This is a genomic window from Chitinophagales bacterium (genome assembly GCA_017303415.1).
Taxonomy (GTDB): Bacteria; Bacteroidota; Bacteroidia; order Chitinophagales; family Chitinophagaceae; genus SpSt-398.
In genome coordinates this window covers 22,536-48,560 of sequence record JAFLBJ010000003.1, presented here as the reverse complement: position 1 = coordinate 48,560, position 26,025 = coordinate 22,536, and the positions used below count along the sequence as shown (strand labels likewise).

Below are 26,025 nucleotides of genomic sequence, written 5' to 3'. Positions count from 1 at the left end.
TAAGACATAACCCCTAAGACGCTAAGGTGTAAATAACCACCAGAAATCCCTCAACCCTTTAATCATGGTCGATAATCCCGCAGATAACTACAGCGATTAAACGCATATTTATAAAACTGCGTAGCCCCAAACTCCTTCCTGAACTGGGCAAACTGAGGATTGTTCCTGAATTTTTTATTGAATTCTGTCATCTGCTTGTCGAACGCTGTCCAATCATTGCTGTTATAATCGGGCATGGGAATCTGGCGCTGTGCGCATTTGGCTACGAGGAAGAATGCTGCCGCTTTGAATTCTTTATTGGTTGATAGTTCGTAAGCTTTTTGATAATAGCTCCTGGCCTTGTTGACCTGAAAATACTCGCGCTTCCAGGCCAGATCATACTTTCCATGGTTCCATGCACTACTGGACCGATAATAGACAACGGTCATATAACTATTTCCATAATGACTCATGTTGTAATAGGCCGAAGCAAGTTGATAATAAAGCTTGGCTTGTTCCTCGCCTTTTAGGGTCGGTAGTTTTGTCTCCAACTCAAGCATTTTTTTGGCAAAACTGAGTTTGTTATAGGGCGTCGGTAATTTTTTATCATAACGCTGCCAGTCATTCAGGTAATCATGAAAGGGGTCCACATTCAGGTTCTCTTCGGTCTGGCTCAGGCTGTTCCAGTAATTTTCAGACAGCGACTCGGTGCTTTTTGCTTTGGCCAACCATTCAATGGCTTTGGTAAAATTAAAATCACGCAGATAGGAAGTACCGATCACATCCACCACCTTATCCTTATTAAAGGAAGAGTGATCCAGCAGGTGTTTGAGATAGGGGGAAGGTGTTTTATTATCAAAATATCCATAGAGAGTCAGAATCTGTGTGGTTGTCATTTGCTCACGGACAAAGTCAATTCCATATCCCTCTCCATAGCTTTCTTCTTCTGATTCAGACAAGTCAAACAGATCGGCAACGCCCAGGGCCAGCGCTGCTTTGGCCACATCGCCCTGTTGCTGGTATTTCTGAGCCAGGATCTCGGACAGGAAATTGCGGTAGAAAATGCGGTATTCTGTTTGGGTAGCCGCTTTTTTACGTAGCCATTGAAGCTCGGACAATAGTTTTTCCTCCCGTGGCGCGTCGATCTTGGGTTGGTCATTGGCCATCACCAGTAAGCGGATCAACTGCACCTGCTCTTTGATCTTTTGGGAGGGATTGAGTTTGGAAACCGAGGCCGCTAACGCATCTGCTTTGGCGTAATTTTTATTGATGAATTCGATATAGGCTGCGCCTGCGAGGTACAATGCAGGGTTTTTGGTATTCTTGTCTGCTGCCAGTTTTTGAAAAAAAGCACTGGTGTTGACAAGGGGCTGATTACTTTGCGTAAAGGCCGATTTGGTATCCTCCCAGGTAAAATAAAAAGCCTTGCCCCCTTTTTCGCTATGTAAACGCGGGGTAAGGAATTGTTCTTCGATCTTATTGATCTCGCGGATAGCGAGTATCTCCAGCATGGGATTGGCCGGACTGAGTTGATGTACCTGCGCCATATCCGCCAGGCGATAGGATGAACCAAAAAGGGAAAACATTCCCAGCAGATTGGCTTTCTCTTCATTGTTCCGGGCGAGAGCGAGGTAACTGTTCTTCAGTTGGGGATTTGCATTTTGTGAAGCCCATAGAAATCCCATGAAATGAGATCTTTTGTTTTTGGATGAAAGCGCAAAAGCCTGGCTAAAGGTATAGGCAGCTTCTTTAGGTTTTCCGGTTTTGAACAGGCTTCCCGCTTTGTAAGCCAATGCCTGCTCCTTTACCGCACTTTTATCGGAGGCAGTAAAAGCCTCATCATACCAGCGAATACAATCCTTAAACCGGTTATTGTAGAAGGCCAGTTTACACCGAAGAAAACCATACTTGGTCTTCAGAAAGGGATTGACCATTTTGTTGTATTGGGCATCAGCTCCGGCGATATAGCGGTTTAATTCGAGGCTGTCGCCACGTTCAGGATTGCTCCAGGCGTCACTGGCCACACTGTATTTCTCTGCCTGTTTGGCCATTACGAGATAGTTCAGGGCCTCCAGGTCCCTGGAACTGGTGAAATAGCTGGTCATTCCGTTCTTATTCAGATCAGCGGGCAGGGTGGCGGGCTGTTTGCGGGTAATATGCCCGTTGAGTTGACCGATATAATCGGCATTAAAAATGTAAATAAATTGTTCAGCATCGGCCGTGCTCACTTTGCCACCGGCATATTCTTTCCATTCTTCCAAAACGGGATCAGGCAGATCGGTTTCTTTGTTTTCATTTTCCCAATCGCTGTAAAAGGTAAGGAGTGAGGTATAATAAAATGGCCGGTACCCATGGAGGTCCGTTGTTTCTTTGGAAAAGAAACTGGTGTAATAATCATAGGGGTCCTCAGAGCCACCACAGCCAATAATATTTTGGGGAAAGGCGCTGAGCATTACGCTAACGGAAGCGGCGGTAAACAGTTTCCAGTTCATGCAAGGTATATTTTGAAAGATTGGAGGGATCGAGATGATAGAGAATGACAGTGGTGCGATCGGAGTTCAGTCTTCGGTTCAATTGATAGGCGGCCTCGGTCAGGGACAAATACGGGCTGTTCTCGTAGCGCAACCAGTCACCCTTTTCAAAGGTATGGCCATTTACCACGGTATTTTCGGTGAACACCACTTTTTCTTTTCGGTATAAAGAATAGGGGATGGTTTCGGTGCGGACCAGTCCTTTGTATTTATCATTTCGGAACCAGATCCACCAGTCAAAAACCGGCAGGGCTATATCAAGGGGGAGGGGATAGTTGGACATCTTCCCGATATATTGATTCAGAATAGCTGGGTCAATGATGGAGTTACGGGTTTCGGGGTGGCGTAGGTTACCCATATTATAAGCCATCAGTAATCCACGGTCAACAGGGGGGATGCCATTGGATTGGGTGTATTTCAATTGATGGAGCCGGATGGTTGCCGAGATCTTTTTCCCGGTAAAATAGGGTTGTTTTTTCGCGCCTTCCAGCAGCCGGAAATAACGGTCACGGGTAGCGGCGGTCCAGTCACAATCGAGTTGAACCTCCTGGTCAATTGTCCAATCGGTATCCGGGGTTAGCTCCTGCAACAGACCGGCCAGTTTCACGACCAGGGTATCTATACCTGTTTCATCAAGTCTTTGAATGGTTTCATTGGTGATGAAAACGACAGGCGTTACGCGATATTTGGGAATATCTGTTTTAGGTAAACGAACCATCGCGACCGGTACAGCTTGATTTTTTACGTCGTCCCATTCTACATCAAAGAATTTGATATAGAGGCGGGTTACGGAAAGCGTGTCGAGAGCCTGGGTTTCTTTTGTGGTGAGGTTGACGCGTGACTTCCAGTGATAGAATGCACGGGTGACCTGTTTATCGGGTTTGGATGTACAGGCGGAGAGGAAAAGCGATATTGCAAGAACCCTGAAAAGCATGGGGGCTATTATAAATTATTAATTACTGATTCATGCTTAGATATGACAGCTATTAAAATAGTATGGAAGCTGAATAATCAATAATTAAAAATCAATAATCTATCCCTCACACTAATTGCCCCTAAATATATTCGAGACGGCCCCTTCGAGCATCGGGAATTTTTCGACCACAAAGTTTTTAATGGTCTCAATGGCTTTTTTGGCTTGCTCTTCGGTCAGACCGGCCTCGGATTGGAGACGGGAGATGATTTCTTCCATGTATAGTATTTGTAACACGAATTTGCACAATATTTCCGTGCATTCGGTGTATTCTGTGAGCATTTTTTTCTCACTGAGGACATGGAATGCAGAGAAAAAAGCTTAGGCTACTTTAAGGACGCTGAGTTTGCTCGTGTCGAACTTGCGGCGCGTGTATTCAATATCGAGGGTAAAGGTCTTGATATTGGAGGAAGGCAGTTCAAACATGGCATCTGTAAGGATGGTTTCGCAGATACTCCGAAGTCCGCGTGCCCCCAGTTTATATTCCATGGCTTTTTCCACCATAAAATCGAGCACATCGGCTTCAATGGAAAGCTGAATGCCTTCGAGTTCGAAGAGTTTCTTGTATTGTTTAACCAGGGCGTTCTTGGGTTCGGTAAGAATTTCCCGGAGGGTGGCGCTATCCAGCGGATCAAGATGGGTCACTACAGGCAGACGACCAAGCAATTCGGGGATCAATCCAAATGTTTTCAAATCTTGCGCGTTGACAAACTGCAACAGGTTCTTTTTCATATTATCCTGGAGTTCTTTGTCCACATTAAAACCAATGGTATTGGTCTGCACCCGGCGTCCGATCACTTTATCAATGCCATCAAAGGCGCCTCCGCATACAAACAGGATATTCTGTGTATTGATCTTGATGAGTTTCTGTTCAGGGTGTTTACGTCCTCCCTGTGGGGGAACGAGTACATCGGTTCCTTCAAGGAGTTTGAGCAGACCTTGTTGTACCCCTTCGCCACTCACATCCCGGGTGATAGAAGGGTTATCGCCTTTACGGGCGATCTTATCGATCTCATCAATATAAACAATGCCACGTTCGGCAGCGGAAACATCATAGTTACAAACCTGGAGCAAACGGGTGAGAATGCTTTCCACATCTTCTCCTACATAGCCCGCCTCGGTGAATACCGTGGCATCCACAATGGTAAAGGGTACATTGAGCAGTTTGGCGATGGTCTTGGCCAGCAGGGTCTTCCCCGTACCGGTTTCACCCACCATGATGATATTGCTCTTTTCGATCTCTACTTCAGAAGGGGTGGTTTCAGTGGCCTTTTGCTGTAAACGCTTATAGTGGTTGTAAACCGCTACAGCCAGTACTTTCTTGGCCTCGCCCTGCCCGATGACATATTCATCCAGGAAGCGCTTTATTTCAACAGGTTTTTTAACGGTAAGCTTAAAGGAGGAAGTAGATTTTTCTTCCTTGACCATTAATTCTTGTTCAATGATTTCGCGTGCATGGTCAACACAGTTTTCACAAATATGGCCTTCCTGCCCTGCAATCAGGATCTTCACTTCGTCGCGGTTGCGACCACAAAAGGAACAGTGGAGGGGGCTCTTGGCCATTCTATAGGTATTCTTGTTATAAATTCTTTGTTATTAATTATTGATTATTAAAAAATAAACAACCTATTAATTAATAATCAATAATTTATAACCAACTATTTTCACGTAAAACGCAATAGGCGAAGTTACAAAAAAGGCAATAAGCGGGTAGTTTCCTACCGGATTATTTTTAATTGATTGAAAATCAGATAGATATTTTACCGCAGCGAACATAAGAATGCAGAGTTTCGCAGAGATATGTTTATAACTAAAAGCTAATAATTAAAGACCAGGAGCTTTTAGGACATAAGAAAAAATCTCTGCGTAACTCCGCGTTCTTATGTTCTCTGCGGTAAAAACTTAAATTAAAGTGTCTCTAAGACACCATCAACGATACCATATTCAATGGCTTCTTTCGCATCCATCCAATAATCGCGGTCGAAATCCTTCATCACCTGGGCTACCATTTTGCCACAGTTATTCGCGAGAATGGTGGCACCGATCTCTTTTACTCTTTGGGTTTGTCTGGCCTGAATTTCCAGGTCGGCACTTACCCCCTGAAAATGTCCACCCAGGGAAGGCTGGTGGATCATGACCTCACCATGGGGATATATAAATCGTCTGCCTTTTACGCCGCCACTGAGCAGGATACTGCCCATGGATGCTGCCAATCCCATGCAAATGGTACTCACGGGTGATTTCAGCATTTTCATCGTATCGTATATCACCATACCGCTGGTGACAACGCCACCGGGGCTGTTTATATAGAATTTGATCTCTTCACCGGCTTTATCGGCTTCGAGCAGGAGCATTTTGGAAACCACTTCGCGGGCAGATTTATCATCCACCACACCCCATAGGTAAACGCTTCTTTTTTCGTAAAAATATTTCTCCAACCGTTTGTTGAGCATCATCAGCTCATCTCGTTTGGCGGCGGGATCCTTCTCATCCTCTTCATCATCGGCTCTCCAGTCGTTGTTGATATATTGCTTGGGAAACATCATTGACATTTTAGTGTTTGGAATCTTTTTTCTCTTTTCTCGGGTTGGTGACCAATACCTCATCCACGAGGCCATAGGCTTTTGCTTCGGAAGCGGTCATCCAATAGTCACGGTCAAAATCGGACTGTATGGTTTCGATCGATTTGCCAGAATGATTGGCAATGATCTCATACAATTCGCCCCGGAGCTTACGAATTTCATTAACGGTGATGGCGATATCACTGGCCTGTCCGCCGATGGCGCCACTGGGCTGGTGCATCATTACCCGGGAATGTTTGAGCGCGGCCCTTTTTCCATTGGTACCCGCACAAAGCAATACCGAAGCCATGGAGGCGGCAACACCGATACAGATAGTAGCCACATCGGGGGCTACATATTGCATGGTATCGTATACACCCATACCGGCGTATACACTACCACCCGGGCTGTTGATATACATATTGATGTCCCGGCCGCGGTCGGTCGAGTCGAGGAATAATAACTGGGCGGTTACGATATTGGCTACTTCGTCATTGATCGGGTAACCAAGAAAGATGATCCGGTCCATCATCAAACGGCTGTAAACGTCCATGACGGCCACATTCATCGGTCTCTCTTCAATAATGTTGGGGGTAAGCGCCGTAACCAGATGCGAGGCATATCCGTTCAGGGTATTGCTGGAAATGCCCCGGTGTTTGACGGCGTATTTTTCAAATTCAGAACTCATTTGTTTTGATATTTAAGCGATTAATCCGAGCTAAAGAATCCCTCAAATATCCGTCCAAATGATGGAACTGCAAAATTGGCGGGAATGGGTGTGACGGTTTTGCGGGTTCGGTTTACCACAGAGAACATAAGAACGCGGAAATGCGCAGAGAATTTTACCGCCAGGGCGCTAAGACGCCAAGGATCGGTATGGACTATTAGCTAAAAGCTAACGGCTAATAACTTTCTCTGCGTAACTCCGCGTTCTTGTGTTCTTTGCGGTAATATACCAAGACTAATGATGGTGCTGATGTTCCTCCACCATCTTCGTAAACTCCTCGGCCGAAATGGATTTATCGGTCGGGTTGATCTGGGTCTCTGCCCATTCGAAGATCCGCTGTGTCTGGATGCGGTTAAATGCATCTTCCACATATTTCCGGTCCTTCATCATTTTCTCCACATAATCGGCTACCCAGGGTTGCTCTTCATCCATGGCACCCATGCCCATGTAGCCAAATAATTGCTGTCTGGCAAATTGGCGGAGTTCGTCGGGTTGAACCTGTATGGCGTTATCGGTTACGATCTTTTCGGTGATCAGGCTCCACTTCAGTTGATTTCTGAAGCTGGGGAATTCCTTTTCTACTTCTTCTTCGGTCTTGGGGTTTTCGCCCTGTGTCTTCATCCATCTTTTCAGGAAGGCTTCGGGGAATTCAATCGGGGTATGATCGATCAGTTGGTGGTATAACTGGTCATGAATCTGGTTACGTGCCTGTCCCGCCCAATAGTTGGCGATCTCTTCTTTGATCTTGTTCCGGAAATCGGCTTCGGTCTTTACTTCTTGTCCGGGATAGAGTTGGTTAAAGAATTCTTCATCCAATCCACGTTTTTCCAACAGGCCGACTTTGGTAATGGTTACGGTAAAATATTTCTCCAGGTCAGCGGCATCGTCTTTGTTCAATCCCAGGTCGCCGGCTACCCAATCTCTTTCCTTGTCTTCAAAGGCAGACTTGAGTTGGAGGGTGAATTTATCGTCCTTTTTCTTTCCCATGAGGGATTTGCGGAGGTCGGCAGAGAAATATTTAACCAGCAGGGAGTTATCTTTTGTTACACCGCCTTCCACCAGATTGCCCTTTGCATCGGATTCGGCAAAGTTTACATTCAGCACATTTTCCTCGGTGTTCACTTCCTCGGGCTCGGTCATATTGCCATAGCGGTTCTGGAGGCGGGTGATCTCATTGTCTACCATTTCATCGGTCACATCCACTACATAGCGGGTGATCTTGGCTTTGGCCAGGCCGGTCAGTTCTACGGCTGGTTTCATACCCACTTCAAAATGGAAGGTATAATCTACCGGGTTGTTCATATCCAGTTGCTGGATATCCATTTCCAGGGGAATGGGCTGGGCAAAGATGTCCAGGTTCTCGGTTTGCAGGTATTTAACCAGTTCACGGTCAACACTGCGGAGCACTTCATCGGTAAAAACCGAGTGGCCATACATTTTCTTGATCAGTCCAACGGGAACCATCCCTTTCCGGAAACCCGGGATATTGGCCTTTTTGCCATATTCTTTCAGGGATTTCTGAAAAGCGGGCAGATAATCTTCTTTGTTGAGTGTAACAGACAGTTTCTCGTTTAAGAGACCGACATTCTCTTTTGTAACAGTCGCCATAATAAATAGTACAATTAAGTCCGGATGGAGGGACTCGAACCCCCACACCTTGCGGCATCAGATCCTAAGTCTGACGTGTCTACCAATTTCACCACATCCGGGAGTAGGTAATAGCTAAAGGTCGGCAAAGGTAATACATTCACTGCAACCTACTACCGCCCAATTTTGTTATTTTCGTAAGGCATGGAAACGGTCGCCCAGATACCCCGGTACAATTTGAACGAGGAACAAGAGAAAAAATTGATCCTCAGGGAATACCGTGCGTTGCTGCGGGCCCTGAAGACAAAACTGAAGCCGGGTGACAGAAAACTGATCCGGGTAGCCTTTGAGATGGCCGCCGAAGCGCATAAAACCATGCGAAGAAAAAGTGGTGAGCCTTATATCCTTCACCCCATTGCCGTGGCCAAGATCTGCGTAGAGGAAATCGGTCTCGGGGTACGCTCCACCATCTGTGCCTTGTTACACGATACAGTTGAGGATACGGATATTACCCTGGAAGATGTGGAAAGGGAATTTGGGAGCGAGATCGCGCGTATCGTGGATGGTCTGACCAAGATTTCGAATGTCATAGACATCAATGCCTCGCAACAGGCCGAGAATTTTAAGAAGATACTCCTTACACTCACCGATGACCCCCGCGTGATCCTGATCAAGCTGTCTGACCGGCTGCATAATATGCGGACCCTCGACAGCATGAAACGGGAGAAACAACTCAAGATCTCCTCCGAAACGGTCTATGTATATGCCCCGCTTGCCCATCGGATGGGTTTGTATAGTGTAAAAACCGAGATGGAAGACCTGGCCATGAAGTACATGGAGCCGGAAACCTATCGGGACATTGCCCGTAAACTGGCAGAAACCAAACGGGAACGGAGCAAGTACATCAACGAATTCATCAAACCCATCAAGGAAAAACTGGTCAAGAACAATTTCAACTTCGAGATCTATGGCCGCCCCAAAAGCATCCATTCCATCTGGAATAAAATGAAGAAGAAAGGGGTGGGGTTTGAAGAAGTGTATGACCTTTTTGCGATTCGCATCATACTCGATTCCCCCCATGAAAAGGAAAAGGAGGATTGCTGGAAAGTGTATTCCTTTATCACAGATGAATATAATCCGTCTCCGGAAAGATTGCGTGACTGGCTCAGCAATCCCAAATCCAATGGATATGAAGCGCTCCACACCACGGTGATGGGCCCGCAGGGAAAATGGGTGGAAGTACAGATACGGACCAAACGGATGAATGAGATTGCCGAGAAAGGGTTGGCCGCGCACTGGAAATACAAAGAAGGCAGTGCCGAAGAGAGCCGTTTTGAGAAATGGTTTGAACAGATTCGCGAAGTGATCACCAGCAATGAAACCGACTCCATTGATTTCCTGCAGGATTTCAAAACAAGTTTTCTCGCTGAAGAGATCTATGTCTATACCCCCAAGGGAGATGTAAAAATGTTGCCGGTGGGTTCTACGGCGCTCGACTTTGCCTTTGCCATTCACAGTGCCGTAGGTTCAAAGTGTATTGGCGCCAAGGTAAACCACAAGCTGGTACCGATCAGTCATAAACTGCGGAGTGGTGACCAGGTAGAGATCATTACATCCAATAAACAAAAACCTTCTGAAGATTGGCTTGGGTTTGTAGTGAGTGCAAAGGCCAAGAATAAGATCAAGGATTCACTTAAGGAAGAAAAACGCACCATTGCGGATGAAGGAAAATATTTTGTACAGCGAAAACTCGAAGGTATCGGCGCGGCTTTTTCTGCCGGGAATATTGAAGAGCTCGCCACCTTTTACAAACTCAATTCACAACTCGACCTCTTTTATCAGGTTGCCGTAAAGGCCATTGACCTGAAAGAGCTTAAGGAATTCAAGGTATTGGGAGACCGGTTGGAAGCGCCCAAACCGGAACGGGTGCACACGGAAAAAGGAGACCATCCTGTTCATGCTTTAAATAAAAAAGATGCGGAGCTGATCATCTTTGGAGAAAGCAGCGACCGCATCGTGTACAACCTGGCGAATTGTTGCAAGCCCATTCCGGGAGATGATGTATTTGGATTTGTAACAACGGGAAAAGGATTGACCATACACCGCACCAATTGCCCGAATGCGGCCAAGTTACTTGCCAATTTTGGGCACCGGGTTGTAAAAACCAAATGGGCCAAGAACAAAGAAATTTCCTTCCTTACGGGTCTCCGCATCATTGGACTGGATGATGTGGGTGTCATTAATAAGATCACGAACCTGATTTCCGGTGAAATGAAGATAAATATCAGTGCCCTGACCGTGGAAGCAAGGGAAGGAGTTTTTGAAGGAAATATTAAGGTTTTTGTACATGATAAAGAGGAGCTGGACGTACTCGTCCAGCGCTTAAAACAACTGGGTGGTATTCAATCGGTTGACCGATATGATACGGAATCTCCCAATTAAAAGGCCGTTTTTTTCCCACGTAGGCTTACCACCATTCCCGGTTTTTTGTATCTTACCCACTCTTTAGCACTTATTTAATTGAAACTGACTGTAATGAGAATATTGAGGTCCAAGGTATCTCAACTTTTATCCGTACTACTGCTTCTGCCTTTCATTTTGAATGCCCAGAACTGCTTTACCACGGGCAATAATAATTCCACGATCAATTTTCCCTGTGGCGTGAGTTGTAGCACGGTGACCGTACGCGTTCCCCACCTGAAATCAACCGGTGATTATGCGCTCAACAGCATTCCTTATGCTCCCTATCCTTATATAACAGGTACAGGAAGTGAGGATTTTAATCTTTACCTGGATGACCGGTTCAGCAGTACGATCCCCATGCCGTTCAACTTTTGTTTCTATGATTCTATTTTCTCGAATATAGTCGTAGGCTCCAATGGACTTGTCACATTCGACTACCTTACCAATGGTTCGGGCTCCTGTGCCAATGCCTATCATATCGGACCACCCCTTCCATTGAATGCCGGTACCCCGTGTAACCAGAGTGCGCAATGGTATTATCCCCGGGCGAGTATCATGGCCAATTATTCCGACCTGGATCCATCTGATAGTCCCATCGACAGAAAAATTCAGTGGGAAGTATTTGGTACTGCGCCTTGTCGAAAATTTGTCATCAGTTTTTATCGGGTAGGGATATTTGGCGGCTCCTGTGGTGATAATTTTCCCAATACCTTTCAAATCGTATTGCACGAGTCTACCGGGTTAGTGGATGTTTTCTTTCAACAAAAACAATTGTGTACAACGAGTTCTGATAACGGGCGCGCGATTTTTGGAATCCAGGATTGGACACGTACCAAATTTGTGGCAGGTGCCGGTCGCAATGCCACCCAATGGACAGCCGCGGATGAAGGCTGGCGTTTTACTCCCAATGGCGGAGGATCCAGGTATGTGAGTGCTGAGTTGTTGACGCTGAGTGGTACCCTGGTGCGGACCGCTGATACCTCCACTACCACTGCAGGTTTATTGGATCTTTCCTTCCCTAATATCTGCCCCAGTGGAACCTCCGAACAATTTATCGTTCGTACCACTTTTGCTTCCTGTGGTACTGGTCCTAACCTGGTTACAGAAGATACCATTACCATTAATCAAACCAATAGCCTGAATGCCACAGCGGCAACCACCAATGCAAGTTGTGGTTCCCCCACTGGAAGTATTTCGGTCACGGTTCCTGCCGGTATAGGAAGCCCTCCCTATCAATATTCTTTGAATGGAGGACCTAACCAAACCAGTAACGTATTCAATGGATTGGTCGCAGGCCCTTATACTGTGCAGGTGCAGGATCCCAATGGTTGCAGTTCTACCATCAATGCTACGGTGGCCCTGGTTGGAACCTTATCGGTACAAACAAGTTCCACACCCACTTCCTGTACCGGTGCCTCAAACGGAACGATAACGGTAACACCGGCTGTACCGGGTACCTACGAGTATAATATCAATGGCGGTCCCTGGCAAACCAGCAATGTCTTTACCGGATTGGTACCCGGCACCTATTTTGTGAATGTGCGTGATGCCTTTGGGTGCACAGCCAATAATATCATTGTAGCGGTATCCCCCGGTCAGCCCCTGTTGGCTACGGTGGCGTCTTCGCCAGCGGCCTGTAATGGAGTCAATAATGGAACGGTTACAGTAACACCAACCACTGGTTCGGCACCCTATCAGTATTCGATCAATAGCGGGCCACTTCAAACCAGTAATGTATTTACCGGCTTAGCCCCGGGAACCTATTTGATTCGTGTCCTTGATGCCGGAGGTTGTTCTGTCAGCAATTTACCTGCTGTGGTTGGCTCTGGTCAGGCATTGGCCGCCACTGCTGCTTCTACCCCCACCTCCTGTGTGGGTGCAAACAATGGTACAGCCACCATTACACCTACTAACGGATCGGGTCCTTATCAATATGCCATCGATGGCGGTCCCTGGCAGTCCTCTAATATTTTCAATGGCCTGGCAGCAGGTAATCACCTGGTGAATGTGATGGATGTATCGGGTTGTATGGTCAATGGATTACAGGTAACGATCGCCACGGGTCAGGCCTTGACCGCGATCACCGGTGGAACCGCGCCTTCCTGTACCATCGGATTGGATGGAACACTGACTGTAACACCCACCAATGGAACCGCGCCTTATCAATATTCAATTGATGGTGGTCCTTTACAAACCAGCAATGTATTTACCGGATTGGCATCCGGAAACCATACGGTTAATATGATCGATGGTGGTGGATGTACTTTAAATGGAATCAACGCCATTGTACCTCCCGGTCAACCCCTGGGTGCAGCAGCCTTTACTACTTCCACCTCTTGTGGTGGTGCGAGCAATGGCTCCATAACCCTTTCTCCCAATAATGGCGCAGGGCCGTATCAATACTCAATCAATAACGGACCAGTACAAGGGTCAAATGTATTTACCGGATTGGCCGCGGGAACTTATAGTATCGATATCGTCGATACCTGGGGTTGTACCATGAACGATTTCCAGGTGGTCGTTCCCACCGGCGTACCACTGACCGGTTCGGCCAGTAAGACCGATGTGAGTTGTTTTGGTGGGGCCAATGGATCCATTACGGTCAATCTGCAAACCGGTATTGGAACGCCTCCCTATGCCTATTCCTTGGATGGAGTAAATTATCAGGCTTCCAATGTATTCAATGGCCTGGTTGCCGGAAACTATACGATATTCTTCCGTGACAATAATGGTTGCGATGGAACCACCACTGCGACTGTTAACCAACCCACTGCCCTGGCCGCTACGAATGCTATCCAGGCTGTAAGTTGTAATGGATTGGCAGATGGGGTGATTACGGCCAATGCAACAGGTGGTACAGGTCCCTACCAGTATTCGCTCAATGGTACCACCTGGCAAACCACCAATACATTCGCGGTTCCCGCAGGCGCTTATACCGTTTATACCCGCGATAATAACGGATGTCAGGTGAGTCAAACCAATCTGAACATGACGGAGCCGGCTGTATTGACCGCCACAGCCCTGTCGGCAAATGCCACCTGCGACGGAGGAAATGATGGACAAATAACTATCACCGCGGCCGGTGGAAACAATAGTTATCAATATTCCATTGATGGCACGAATTTCCAGGCTTCCGGTATTTTCAATGTTGCCCCGGGTACCTATAATTTCACAGTAAGGGATAGCCGAAATTGTGTGGCCACACAGCCGGTGACGGTTGGTCTCACCAATAACCTCACCCTTGTGCCTGCTGCGGATGTTACAACCTGCGAGGGACGGCCTGTTCAATTACAACTCAATACCAACGCCACCCAGTTTCAGTGGCAGGTACAGAATGGACTGAGTGGTGCCTCGCTGGCCAGCCCAACTGCCAATCCATCCGATACCACTCAATATATTGTTACGGCCACCCTTGGACGTTGCAGTGTAAATGATACGATCGTAGTGAATGTATTACCGGCTCCCATACCGAATGCAGGGCCGGATGGGTTTATTTGTTTTGGACAAACCTATACCCTCCAGGGAAGTGGGGGTGTACAATATCAATGGTCACCAGCCACCGGTTTGGACAATACGGGGAATCCCAATCCGCTGTCCAGTGCCGGCCAAACCATTACTTATTCGCTTATGGTTGTTGGGGCCAATGGCTGTAATTCACTGACACCGGATGAAATGACCCTGGATGTGACCCCGCCGATCGTGATCAGCGTGAGTCCGGCGGATACGGTGGGTTATTTTGGGGATCAGTTTCAGTTGAATGCCACTTCAGTAGGTACAGATTATGTCTGGAGCCCGGCAGCCGGATTATCCGACCCCAATATCCCCAATCCCATATTCACGGTAAGCGGTGATGCGGTATTGACCGTAACCGCAACCACCCAGGCCGGGTGTAAGGGTACGGCGGATGTGGTGATCAAAGTGTATAACGGCCCCGATCTCTATGTGCCTTCGGCCTTTACGCCAAATGGAGATGGGTTAAATGATATTTTCCGGCCTTTCCCGGTAGGGATCAAGGAACTGCGCTTTTTCAGGGTCTTTAATAAATGGGGACAACTGGTCTATTCCACCACTACCCTGGGTCAGGGATGGGATGGTAAACTGAATGGTATGGACCAGGGAACCTCGGTATTTGTGTGGATGGTTCAGGGTGTTGCCAGAGATGGCAAGGTTATTACGAAAAAAGGAACCGTGACCCTGATCCGGTAAGGTGGGAAGTGTTATTTTTGCCCCCGCTTTACTAATACATTTATCATGATTGATGTTATTCTCGGGTTGCAATGGGGAGATGAAGGAAAAGGAAAGATCGTAGATTATTTTGCCTCCGGTTACGACCTGATCGCCCGGTTTCAGGGCGGGCCCAACGCGGGGCATACCCTGTATGTTGGGGATAAGAAAATCGTTTTACACCAGATTCCTTCCGGCGTCTTTCATGCAAATACTATCAACCTGATCGGTAATGGGGTTGTACTTGATCCTGTCACCCTGAAAAGGGAATGTGATACGGTCTCCGGTTTTGGGGTCGATCTACGGAAAAACCTCTTTATTGCCGAAAGAACCCATCTCATCCTGCCTACTCACCGGGCATTGGACAAAGCCTCCGAATTATCCAAAGGCAATGAGAAGATCGGATCCACACTCAAAGGGATCGGACCGGCCTATATGGACAAGACCGGTCGCAATGGACTTCGGGTAGGTGACCTTCTCGATAAGAGTTTTACCACTTCATATATCAAACTCCGCCTGAAACACCAGCGTATGCTGGATAGTTATGGCCTGCAGGAGGACATAAGCGCCTGGGAAGAGGAGTTTTTTGAAGCCATCGAATTTCTTCGCAGCCTGAACATTGTCAACGGCGAATATTTTATCAATGACAAACTTTCCCAGGGTAAAAAGATCCTGGCAGAAGGCGCACAGGGCAGCATGCTCGATATTGATTTTGGAACCTTCCCCTTTGTTACCTCATCGAACACCATTTCCGCCGGTGTATGTAATGGATTGGGTGTAGCCCCTCAGCAGATACGTGATGTATTGGGTGTAACCAAGGCTTATTGCACACGGGTAGGTGGCGGACCTTTTCCCACTGAACTGGAGGACGAAACCGGCGAAAGGTTGCGCAAAATCGGTAACGAATTTGGTGCAACAACCGGACGGCCGCGTCGTTGTGGCTGGATCGATCTGGTCGCCCTCAAATTTGCCTGTATGATCAATGGCGTCACCAAAGTGATCATGACCAAGGCCGATGTATTGGATGAATTTGCCGACCTGCATGTTTGTACCGCCTATTCTATTCAAGGAAAAGAAACCCGGGAAGTGCCTTTTCAAATGACCCGGCATGCCATCCAACCCGTATATCAATCCCTGGCCGGATGGAATCAGGCTTCTTCCGTTCTGAAACAGGGTGATCCGATTCCGGCCAAAATGCAGGAATATGTTCAATTCATCAACGAATACCTGGGTGTAGGGGTTCACTATATCTCCAATGGCCCGGGACGTGATCAATTGTTGCACATCGGCTGACCTCTTTCTTAGATATTGTCTTAGATCATGTTATGATCCCGGTTATATAGGGGAAAAAACTGATTTTCAACGTTAGAAAATCTTTTTAAAAAATTTGGCTATTTAAAAACTTCGCTGAAATTTTACAGCTGCTAATCCAGTTTAACTATGGCCGCTAAATCTGAAAAAGACAAAAAAACAAATTCCCGTACCGGGGCCGGTGCATCTAAATCCGATGCAGCGAAAGCTACGTCCAAACCCAAGAAACAAGAAGAAGACGAGGAGGAAGACCTTGACGACGATGAGGATCTTGATGTAAAACCTGCCAAGAAAGGAGCCAAAGCAACCGGCGCCAAAAAAGGCAAGGACGAAGATGATGAGGATGATGAAGCCGAAGATGTAGAAGATGATTGGGATAAGGTAGAAGAGGAAGACAGCTGGGACCCCGATTTTGATGAGTTTGATATCCCTAAATCAAAAGGGAAAAAGGCCGCTGGCCCTGCACCAAAGAAAGGAGCAGGCGAGGAGGAAGAGGATTTCAAGTTTGACGATGAGTTCAAAGACATGGATATGTTTGACGATGATGGATATGGGGATGATGATGACGATTATTAATGGCGATTTCTTATAATACCGCATTTTTTCCCCACACTTCACTCGGGGATATGAAATATAAAGTGCTGAACTGGGTCAACCGGTTCAGCATTTTTTGTTTCCTAGATAACAATCGCTATCCCTCCTCCGCCTCTTCTCTGGAAGTGCTGGTAGCTGCGGGGGCAATGGAAACCATTTCAGGACAGGCAGGGGATATGCTTAGTGCTTTTCAAAAAAGATTGGATAAAGAAAGTTCCTGGTGGTTTGGTCATTTGGGCTATGACCTGAAAAATGAAACCGAAACCGGCCTGAGCTCCACACTTCCCGATGAGATCGGATTTGATGACCTGTTTTTCTTTCGCCCGCGCCATATCATCCGCTTGCATGAACAGCATGCGGAGCTCATGACCGTGGATGATCCTGCCACCATCTGGGAGGAAATAACCGGGTTAAATGAGGCGCCGCCTGCTCAGCAGGGTAGAATCCCTGCTATTCAAAGCCGGCTTACACGGGAGGAATACATCCGGCAAATCGACCTACTAAGGGCACATATACTACGCGGTGATTGTTATGAGATCAATTTTTGCCAGGAGTTCTTTGCCCGGCAGGTACTGCTTCAACCCCTGAAAGTTTATCGCTCGCTGAGTGAATTATCACCCAATCCCTTTTCCGCCTATTACCGCAATGAAGAGAAATACCTGATCTGTGCCAGTCCGGAAAGATACCTGCGAAAAAAAGGGACACAACTTTTATCCCAACCCATCAAAGGCACTTCACCGCGTTATCCGGATGATGCAGACCAGGATTATTCCAGCCGAAATGCCTTAATGCAAAGTGCCAAGGACCGGTCGGAGAATGTGATGGTGGTAGACCTTGTTCGTAATGACCTGTCGAGGATCTGTTTGGAATCTACGGTCAAAGTAGATGAGCTCTATGGCATCTACACCTTTCCTCAGGTACACCAGATGATCTCAACGATCAGTGGAGAACTGGATCCCTCGATTGATTTTGCTTCCATTATCCGTGCTACTTTCCCCATGGGTTCCATGACCGGCGCACCCAAACGCAAAGTGATGGAATTGATCGAGCAGTATGAAAGAACAAAACGCGGATTGTTTAGCGGGGCAGTGGGGTATATCACCCCGGATGGAGATTTTGATTTCAATGTGGTGATTCGGAGTTTGTTTTACAATGAAACCTCCGGGTACCTCTCTTATTCTGTTGGATCAGGCATCACTTTTTACAGCGACCCGGAAAAAGAGTATGAGGAGTGTTTAGTGAAGGCCGAGGCGATCATAAAGGTATTATCCGCGTAGTCTATCGCATCTCGTGATTTGACTTTTGCAAGAAATTAAGTGGGGATTTTTTTACCTTTGAGCAACTCATTGGCCTTGGCCAATTTTTCAGGAAAAAGCACCTGGCCAGCGTACTTATCAAGGCTTTTCTTTACCCTGGTATGCACATTTGAAGTCTTTTTGTTGATATTTTTCTTTGTTTGCTTCACAAGTATAAAATTACGATTTTTTTCTTTTAATTAAAAAACCTGCGTATTGACGGCGTTTAACAAAAGGTTCAAATAGGCCTTCATCTTTTAGCCCCCAAATCTCATAATCGGTTGAAAGTACTTCATAATTTATGGTAATTGCCATTCTATATAATCTGGTCCTCTCCATTGTACTTCCAGTAAAGAATACTTGACGGTGAGGAAACCTGTCAGTAAATTCATTTACAGCAGATGCAACAGTTGCTAATATCTTGTCCCGGTCCTTATTATCGTTGGTGGTAGTGTCATCAATACTGCCGTCATTTCTGATATTTCCAAATCCTAAGTTGTAAACATTATTTATTTCAGTTTGAGAAAACTGGATGATTTTTAATATGTCTCCCTTAGGGCCAGTGCTGGTAAATTCAAATACTGTACTATTGGAAGATACGTCTAGATGGATATAACGATTGTGTTGGCTCATCAAGCCGTCAAAGATAAACTGATCATAAATCAGGAAAATGGAAGTCGTGGAAAAACATACTTGAAGCCAGCCAGGAAACACCACCCATAAGGAATTTTTGAAATTCGCGCCTTTTGTAAAATTCGTGCCATCAATTTCCCTTCTTATCAGAAGTCAACAACGGTTGGCTCAACGAATTCAGTAGAAGCTGAATCGACTCGTTCAGTATGATTACTTTCTTGGCTTTGAACAATTCCATTTTTTCTTTGGTCAGCCGCATTTCATAATTGCCGTTTGTAGCCAGGAGCTTATCAAACCCCGGGTTGTAACGGTTGAATTCGGTGATGTCCATCAACAGGTGTTTGACGATCACCATGGAGTTGTATTTACCGGTGAGGGGATAGGTAAGGGAGTTTGTTTTTTCTTCTTCGGTCAACCCATCGCGGTTGTTGGCAGCAGCCAATTGCCGGTATTCGCCGGCTTCTGATTTGGTAAGGGTGGTAATGCCACCTTCGCCTTCCATGATGTAGTGGGTGGCGATGAATTTTTTGACATGGTTCTTGGATTCCTCGGGCAGGTAATTCTGTAGCGTCCAGAAATCGCGGCTACCGCTCCGCCGGATCGCTGAATTAACATTGCCCGGGCCACCGTTATAGGCGGCGATCACCAGCAGCCAGTCTTCGTAAATGCCGTATAATTCTTTCAGGTACCGCGCAGCAGCCTGGGTGCTTTTATAATAATCAGTTCGTTCATCCACGGCATTGTTTACCCGTAAGCCCATGCGACGCGCTGTCGCGGGCATAAACTGCCAGGGGCCAACAGCACCAGCCCATGAAACCGCATATACCTGTAAATGCGATTCAATGACCGCCAGGTACTTCATCTCTTTGGGAATGCCATGCTGCATCAATATCCCATCGATCATATCAAAATAGGGTTTACCCCATTTCTTGATCTCCTCCATTTTCTTACCCTGTTTTTTTACATAATCCTCCACAAAACTGATGGCCCGTGGGTTCAGGTGTTTGACGGAAATACCATCCACCTCTGCATTCTCCGTAAAAAGGTCTTTGAAGCCTTTCTTGGGGTCATTGATGGGTGTTTCAGGGGTAAGGGAATCTATGGCGATGGGTTCCTTTTCGGCGGGTATGGCGGTGCCCTGCGCCTGAATGGACGCCTGACCGAGCCCAAAGGCCAGTAGCAGGGAAAAAGTGTATTTCTTGAGCATGTGTTATTTCGAGCGCATCAGCCGGTCGGAAATGCGGAGCAAAGATACTTCATCAAAGGCTTTTGCTATAACCTGTAACCCAAAGGGCATGCCGGAAGAGTGCCTGAACAGGGGCAGGGAGATGGAACAGGTCCCTGTGAGGTTGGAATAAACCGTAAAGATATCGGCGAGGTACATGGCAATAGGATCCTCCATTTTTTCCCCGATCGGGAAGGCTATGGAGGGGGAATTGGGTAGCAAAATAAAATCGAAATCCTTGAATATCAGGTTGGTTTTGTCTTTTAATGCCTGTCTTACCTGTTGGGCCTTGGTAAAATAAGCATCATAATAACCGGCACTCAGTACAAAGGTGCCCAGCATGATCCGGCGCTTAACTTCCTTGCCAAAACCCTCGGAACGGGTCTGCTTGTAAAAGGCTGTTAAATCGTCGGCGGGTTGATTGGATCGATAACCATACCGCACCCCATCATACCGCGAAAGGTTGGAAGCTGCTTCGGCCGTGGTAAGTACATAGTAAGCGGGAACGATATAATCGAGGTATTCAAAATGAACGGGCTCTACCTGGTGGCCCTGTTCCTTTAAGGATTCGAGTAGTTGACGGATGGCCTGACTGATCTCCGGGTCCACACTTTCCTGTTCCAATGCTTCGGGAAACCAGGCAATGCGATACTTTTTGTCGGATTCATATTTCAGGCTGTTTGTATAGGGCGCTACCTCCAGTCGTGAAGAGGTGCTGTCCATTTCATCTTTTCCACTGATCACTTCCAACACCTTTGCTACATCGGGAATGGTTTGTCCAAACAGGCCGATCTGGTCAAAGGAGGAAGCATAAGCGATGAGTCCATAGCGTGAGATACGTCCATAGCTCGGTTTAAGACCAACCACGCCACAGAAATCAGCGGGTTGTCGAACAGAACCACCGGTATCGCTTCCCAGCGCGATCATACAGGTATGTGCCTGCACGGCCACGGCCGAACCGCCGGATGATCCACCGGGTACCCGGGATTCATCGGCTGCATTCAGCACCTTGCCATACACCGAATTCTCATTGGTGGAGCCCATGGCAAATTCATCACAGTTGGTGGCGCCAATGATGATGCCATCTTCCTGCAGAATTCTTTCAACAGCTGTAGCGGAGTATAATGATTTAAACCCTTCAAGGATCCGCGAAGCGGCGGTGAGGGAATGGCCCTTATAAGCGATCACATCCTTTATCGCGATTACCACGCCAAATAATTTACCAAGCGGTTCACCGGTGGCGCGTTTTTGGTCAAGGAATGCTGCTCTTTCCAGTGCTTCTTCGGCAAACACTTGGGTGTAGGCATTCAGGTGCCGGGTTTGCTGAATCCGATCTAAATAGAATTGAATCGCTTCGGAACAGGTACTGCTGCCACTTTTTAGCTGCTCCTGGTACTGTTCAATGGAAGAAAAAGAGAACAAAAGCAGACACTGTTTACGAGGGTTGGAGAAAGGGGCTTATTGTTTGGAAGGTTCTTTGTCCTTTTCATTGATCCCTTCTTCGATCTCTCTCTTCACGTTGTTTTTCGCATCATTGAATTCACGGATACCTTTACCAATACCACGCATCAGTTCGGGGATCTTACGTCCGCCAAACAACAGGATGATCACGAGGAGGATCAGTACCCATTCGGTTGCTCCAAAGTTTCCCATATAATAGAAGATTTATTGTTTGATTTCAATCTTGGGTTTCCGCCCAAAGGTATAGCTAATTTAATATCAAAAAAAGCGGAAACATACCTGTTTCCGCTTTTCGATAATTCGTTGGCATCCGCTTATTTGGCAGTTTCAACAGCCTGACGCTTCTCTTTGATACGCGCGCTCTTACCACTCCGGCTGCGGAGATAGAAGAGTTTGGCGCGGCGTACACGACCTGATTTATTCAATACGATAGAGTCGATATTAGGGGAGAAGAGCGGGAATAAACGTTCCACACCTACTCCGTCAGAGATCTTACGGACAGTAAAAGTGGCGGTAGCCCCGGTTCCCTGGCGTTTGATCACATCGCCTTTGAAGCTCTGGATCCGCTCTTTGTTACCTTCTATGATCTTATAGTTGACCGTCACGTTGTCCCCGGCTTTGAATTTGGGGTATTCTTTCTTCCCGGAAAGCTGCTCGTGTACGTAATTTACTGCGTTCATATCCTGAAATTTAAGGGATGCAAAGGTAGGGGGGAAATGTCGAATTACCAAAGGATAGTTGTTGGATATTGGATGTTGGTTGTTGGATGTTGGTTTTAAGCCATAAGGATTAGATGGTTGTCAAAAACTTTAAAACAAAAACCAATAACCTCCAACTAACATCCAACATCCAACAACTCTTTAAAAATCAACTACCTGGCTACATTCACCGCCCTTTTTTCCCGAATTACGGTCACCTTGATCTGTCCCGGGAAGGTCATTTCGTTCTGGATCTTCTGGGCAATTTCAAAGGACAGTTTATCGGAATCACCATCGGTGACCTTGTCGGCCTCTACGATAACGCGAAGTTCACGACCGGCCTGGATGGCATAGGCTTTTTCCACTCCATTGTAGGCCATGGCCAGGTTTTCGAGGTCCTTGATCCGTTGTAAATATTGTTGCATGATCTCCCGACGGGCACCGGGACGGGCGCCGCTGATGGCGTCACAGGCCTGGATGATAGGCGAGATCACATATTGCATTTCCATTTCATCGTGGTGGGCTCCAATGGCGTTGACCACGGCCGGGTTCTCTCCATATTTCTCAGCCAGTTTGGCCCCTAACAAGGCATGGCTCAGTTCGGATTCTTCATCAGGCACTTTGCCGATATCATGAAGCAGACCGGCACGCTTGGCCAGTTTGGGGTTAAGACCCAGTTCAGCCGCCATGATGGCACAGAGATTGGCGGTTTCGCGACTGTGCATCAACAGGTTCTGACCGTAGGAGGAACGGAAACGCATCCGCCCGACCATACGAACCAGTTCTTTATGCAATCCATGGATACCGAGTTCGATTACGGTTCTTTCACCGATCTCCATGACCTGCTCTTCCAATTGCTTTCTTGTTTTTTCCACCACCTCTTCAATACGGGCCGGGTGGATACGTCCATCGGTGACCAGACGCTGCAAGCTCAGGCGGGCAACTTCCCGACGAAGGGGATCATAGGAAGAAAGAATGATCGCCTCCGGGGTATCATCCACGATCAGGTCAACACCGGTAGCAGCCTCGATAGCACGGATATTCCGGCCTTCACGACCAATGATCTGACCTTTGATCTCATCGCTTTCAAGGTTGAAAACAGTGATGGTATTCTCAATGGTCTGCTCGGCGGCGGTACGCTGTATGGTTTGAATGATGATCTTTCTGGCTTCTTTATTGGCTTTTTGACGAGCTTCTTCAATGATCTCCTGCTGAAGCGAAGAGGCTTGAGATTGTGCTTCGTGTTTCAGGCTTTCGATCAATTGAGCCTTGGCATCTTCGGCAGAGAGGGCCGCGATCTTTTCCAGGCGACGGATATGCTCTTCCTGGTGTTTTTCGAGTTCAGTACGTTTGATATTCACCAACTCGATCTGGCGATTGAGGTTTTCTTTGATGGCCTCATTTTCCCGGATCTGTTTCTCCAGATTACTTTCTTTTTGATTGATTCCCTGTTCTTTTTGACGAATCCGGTTCTCGCCCTCTGTGATCTTCCGGTTTCTTTCCATTACCTCCTTGTCATGCTCCGATTTGAGTTGTACAAACCGTTCTTTCGCTTCGAGCATGCGCTCTTTCTTGATGGTTTCAGCTTTGGCCTGGGTATCGGCGAGAATCTTGCTGGCCTGTTGTTCGGCCTCTTCGATCTTTTGACGTGTATTCTTTGCAAAAATGAACTTACCGGCAATGACCCCCAGGATCAATGCGGCCGCCCCTACGATGACTAATGTTATGATGGGATCCATGAATTTGTTTTTTAATAATTAACTCCTCAGCAATATTTCCATTTTTTTGACACATACTGCCGTATTTTTCCAAAATACCTGATAATGGTCAGGTAATCAGCGAAGATACAAAACAGACGGAATAGCATGAAATTCAACCTTTGCCCCGTGAAAATGACGATCGGAGCGGAATAAAGCCCCAAAAACATTAAAATTGCAGTTCATTCTAAAATTTTATCATGAGAAAAATCCTGTTCCTGCTGGTATCCATGCCTCTTTTTGGCCAAGCCCAAAAATCCCCGGCCCCCGCAAAAATGTCGGGTACAATTGAAAATCTGGCATTGGAGGCCGAATGGATCCATTTTTCCTATCGCAACAATGGCGCAAGGATCCACGACAGTGTCCAAGTAGTAAATAATAAATTCAGCTATTCCGCTGTTCTGGCCGAGCCAACCATGATCACGCTTTACCCGGCCTATAAATCCAAGGCTGATGGCAGTCGACCCGCCATTAAATTTGACCGGGACTATGCTACCGTCTTCGCGGCTTCGGGAAAGATCAAACTGAGCCATATTGATTCATTTGCGAATGTGCAGGTTAAAGGATCAGCGGCTCATGATGAATATAAAAAACTCAACACTTATCTGGAACCATTTACCCAAAAACAAAATGCCCTTGGCGAACAGTGGACTGCCTTTAACAAAGCCAAAGATGCAGAAGGAAAGAAAAAGGTAGAGGATGAAATGGAAAAACTGGATGAAGAAGAGAATGCCAGTCGCATAGAATATTTCAAGAAAAATACACAAAGCCCCCTCGCTGTTTATATGCTTAAAAGTGCTGCGGGATGGGATATCAAACCTGAGGTAATTGAGCCTTTATGGAATCAATTGCCAGAGAAGTACAAGGCCTATCCCACCGCCGTAACCCTGCATGAGGATATCAATACCGCCAAAAAAACCGGTATCGGTATGGTAGCCATGGATTTTACCCAAAATGATCCCAATGGTAAACCGGTTTCGCTTTCCTCTTTCCGTGGAAGTTATGTATTGGTCGACTTCTGGGCCAGTTGGTGTGGTCCCTGCCGGGTGGAGAATCCCAATGTGGTTAAAGCGTATAATAAGTTTAAAGAAAAAGGGTTCAATATCCTGGGTGTTTCCCTTGACCGGGAAGGACAAAAAGACAAATGGCTCAAAGCCATTGAAGACGATAAACTCACCTGGTCACATGTCAGCGACCTGAAATACTGGGATAATGCCGTTGCACAGCAATACGGTATCAAGGCCATTCCTCAAAATTTACTGATTGACCCACAGGGAAAGATCATTGCTAAAAACTTAAGAGGGGAGGAGTTAGAGGCTAAGCTGGCTGAGTTGATTGTGGTTGGAAAGACATTCTAATTTCTTGTGCAACATTAATTACACGGATTTCACTGATTAAACAGATTTTTAATAATCCGTTTAATCAGTGAAATCCGTGTAATCATGGTAACAGTTTCTCGATCTGGGCCAACCCTTCCTTCCATTTTTCTTCCTCCATTACAGAGCTAAGGTGTTCGTTTTTTTCGGTGGCAAACCAAACGAGTACCATGGCCACATAATCCTGCATGTCTTTGCCGGCGAAATGGGTTTTGAAATCAACGATCTTGTCATTGATGGTCTTTACTGTTTTTCGCACAACCTCTTCATCGGCCGGGTTGATCTTGATGCGGTAACTCCGGTCACCGATAACGATGGAAACAGGAATGAGTGTATCAGCCATGGTATTATTCGCTTAAGAGGGTGATGCAACGATCGATCTCGCGGATATAGGAATTGATCCTTTTTTCAAATTGTTTTTTATCGCCTTCCTCCCATTTGCCTGAACTGATCTTGAGGATCTCCACTTTTTGTTTCAGGTCCTGGATGATGTCTTGTTGTTGGGAAGATTCCGCCCGCATTTTCTCCAGCGCTCCTTTCAACTCCTTATTCTCCTTTTGGAGCAGTTGTTGATGCCTGAGCAATTGCTGGATCTTTTCCTGTATGCGTTTGATTTGTTCTTCCATGCGA

22 protein-coding genes and 1 tRNA gene are annotated in these 26,025 nt (G+C 46.7%); 6 read left to right on the top strand and 17 right to left on the bottom strand.

Going from position 1 to position 26,025, the window contains the following annotated elements; all coding sequences use genetic code 11:
* Positions 1-62 precede the first annotated feature (62 nt).
* The 8 genes from J0M30_15340 to J0M30_15305 all read right to left on the bottom strand — a co-directional run bounded on the left by J0M30_15340 (position 63) and on the right by J0M30_15305 (position 8,480).
* Entirely contained in the window at positions 63-2,471 is a 2,409-nt protein-coding gene (locus J0M30_15340) for a hypothetical protein (GenBank protein ID MBN8668869.1), read from the bottom strand.
* A complete protein-coding gene (locus J0M30_15335) occupies positions 2,437-3,444 on the bottom strand; it encodes a hypothetical protein (protein MBN8668868.1) in 1,008 nt (335 codons plus the stop codon). Before J0M30_15335 ends, J0M30_15340 begins: the two co-directional genes overlap by 35 nt.
* A gap of 111 nt (positions 3,445-3,555) precedes the next feature.
* A complete protein-coding gene (locus J0M30_15330; protein MBN8668867.1) occupies positions 3,556-3,702 on the bottom strand; it encodes a hypothetical protein in 147 nt (48 codons plus the stop codon).
* 102 nt (positions 3,703-3,804) lie between these two features.
* Positions 3,805-5,046: an ATP-dependent Clp protease ATP-binding subunit ClpX gene (gene clpX, locus J0M30_15325; GenBank protein ID MBN8668866.1), complete on the bottom strand. Its 1,242-nt coding sequence runs from the start codon at positions 5,044-5,046 to the stop codon at positions 3,805-3,807.
* A gap of 344 nt (positions 5,047-5,390) precedes the next feature.
* A complete protein-coding gene (locus J0M30_15320) occupies positions 5,391-6,029 on the bottom strand; it encodes an ATP-dependent Clp protease proteolytic subunit (GenBank protein ID MBN8668865.1) in 639 nt (212 codons plus the stop codon).
* A gap of 7 nt (positions 6,030-6,036) precedes the next feature.
* On the bottom strand, positions 6,037-6,732 hold the full coding sequence (locus J0M30_15315) for an ATP-dependent Clp protease proteolytic subunit (GenBank protein ID MBN8668864.1): 696 nt from the start codon (positions 6,730-6,732) through the stop codon (positions 6,037-6,039).
* A 273-nt stretch (positions 6,733-7,005) separates the two neighbouring features.
* Positions 7,006-8,379: a trigger factor gene (tig, locus tag J0M30_15310; protein MBN8668863.1), complete on the bottom strand. Its 1,374-nt coding sequence runs from the start codon at positions 8,377-8,379 to the stop codon at positions 7,006-7,008.
* A gap of 19 nt (positions 8,380-8,398) precedes the next feature.
* Positions 8,399-8,480 (bottom strand) — tRNA-Leu (locus tag J0M30_15305).
* An 82-nt stretch (positions 8,481-8,562) separates the two neighbouring features.
* Here J0M30_15305 and J0M30_15300 point away from each other — a divergent pair.
* The 5 genes from J0M30_15300 (at position 8,563) to J0M30_15280 (ending at position 18,227) form a co-directional block, all read left to right on the top strand.
* The gene (locus J0M30_15300; protein ID MBN8668862.1) at positions 8,563-10,800 is read left to right on the top strand and encodes a bifunctional (p)ppGpp synthetase/guanosine-3',5'-bis(diphosphate) 3'-pyrophosphohydrolase; all 2,238 of its coding nucleotides are present in this window, start codon (positions 8,563-8,565) and stop codon (positions 10,798-10,800) included.
* Positions 10,801-10,893: 93 nt separating this feature from the next.
* Positions 10,894-15,027 carry a gliding motility-associated C-terminal domain-containing protein gene (locus J0M30_15295; protein MBN8668861.1) on the top strand — a complete coding sequence of 1,378 codons (4,134 nt, stop codon included), beginning with the start codon at positions 10,894-10,896 and terminating at the stop codon, positions 15,025-15,027.
* A 45-nt stretch (positions 15,028-15,072) separates the two neighbouring features.
* A complete protein-coding gene (locus J0M30_15290) occupies positions 15,073-16,338 on the top strand; it encodes an adenylosuccinate synthase (GenBank protein MBN8668860.1) in 1,266 nt (421 codons plus the stop codon).
* A 147-nt stretch (positions 16,339-16,485) separates the two neighbouring features.
* Entirely contained in the window at positions 16,486-16,932 is a 447-nt protein-coding gene (locus J0M30_15285) for a hypothetical protein (protein ID MBN8668859.1), read from the top strand.
* Between the two features lie 50 nt (positions 16,933-16,982).
* Positions 16,983-18,227, top strand: coding sequence for an anthranilate synthase component I family protein (locus J0M30_15280; protein MBN8668858.1), 1,245 nt, complete (start codon positions 16,983-16,985; stop codon positions 18,225-18,227).
* Between the two features lie 35 nt (positions 18,228-18,262).
* Here J0M30_15280 and J0M30_15275 read toward each other — a convergent pair whose 3' ends face one another.
* From J0M30_15275 to rny, 7 genes are all read right to left on the bottom strand, one after another.
* A complete protein-coding gene (locus tag J0M30_15275; GenBank protein ID MBN8668857.1) occupies positions 18,263-18,415 on the bottom strand; it encodes a hypothetical protein in 153 nt (50 codons plus the stop codon).
* Positions 18,416-18,425: 10 nt separating this feature from the next.
* A complete protein-coding gene (locus tag J0M30_15270) occupies positions 18,426-18,878 on the bottom strand; it encodes a hypothetical protein (protein MBN8668856.1) in 453 nt (150 codons plus the stop codon).
* A gap of 130 nt (positions 18,879-19,008) precedes the next feature.
* On the bottom strand, positions 19,009-20,085 hold the full coding sequence (locus J0M30_15265; protein MBN8668855.1) for a lytic transglycosylase domain-containing protein: 1,077 nt from the start codon (positions 20,083-20,085) through the stop codon (positions 19,009-19,011).
* Between the two features lie 3 nt (positions 20,086-20,088).
* A complete protein-coding gene (gene gatA / locus J0M30_15260; GenBank protein ID MBN8668854.1) occupies positions 20,089-21,525 on the bottom strand; it encodes an Asp-tRNA(Asn)/Glu-tRNA(Gln) amidotransferase subunit GatA in 1,437 nt (478 codons plus the stop codon).
* A 36-nt stretch (positions 21,526-21,561) separates the two neighbouring features.
* Positions 21,562-21,756, bottom strand: a complete 195-nt coding sequence (locus J0M30_15255) for a twin-arginine translocase TatA/TatE family subunit (protein MBN8668853.1) — start codon at positions 21,754-21,756, stop codon at positions 21,562-21,564.
* A gap of 122 nt (positions 21,757-21,878) precedes the next feature.
* Entirely contained in the window at positions 21,879-22,244 is a 366-nt protein-coding gene (rplS, locus tag J0M30_15250; GenBank protein ID MBN8668852.1) for a 50S ribosomal protein L19, read from the bottom strand.
* A gap of 191 nt (positions 22,245-22,435) precedes the next feature.
* Positions 22,436-24,001 (bottom strand): ribonuclease Y, encoded by a 1,566-nt coding sequence (rny, locus tag J0M30_15245; GenBank protein ID MBN8668851.1) that lies wholly within the window; start codon positions 23,999-24,001, stop codon positions 22,436-22,438.
* Between the two features lie 218 nt (positions 24,002-24,219).
* Here rny and J0M30_15240 point away from each other — a divergent pair, with 218 nt between their 5' ends.
* On the top strand, positions 24,220-25,377 hold the full coding sequence (locus J0M30_15240; protein MBN8668850.1) for an AhpC/TSA family protein: 1,158 nt from the start codon (positions 24,220-24,222) through the stop codon (positions 25,375-25,377).
* A gap of 82 nt (positions 25,378-25,459) precedes the next feature.
* Here J0M30_15240 and J0M30_15235 read toward each other — a convergent pair whose 3' ends face one another.
* Positions 25,460-25,738, bottom strand: coding sequence for a cell division protein ZapA (locus tag J0M30_15235; protein ID MBN8668849.1), 279 nt, complete (start codon positions 25,736-25,738; stop codon positions 25,460-25,462).
* 4 nt (positions 25,739-25,742) lie between these two features.
* Entirely contained in the window at positions 25,743-26,021 is a 279-nt protein-coding gene (locus J0M30_15230; GenBank protein MBN8668848.1) for a hypothetical protein, read from the bottom strand.
* Positions 26,022-26,025: the final 4 nt, after the last annotated feature.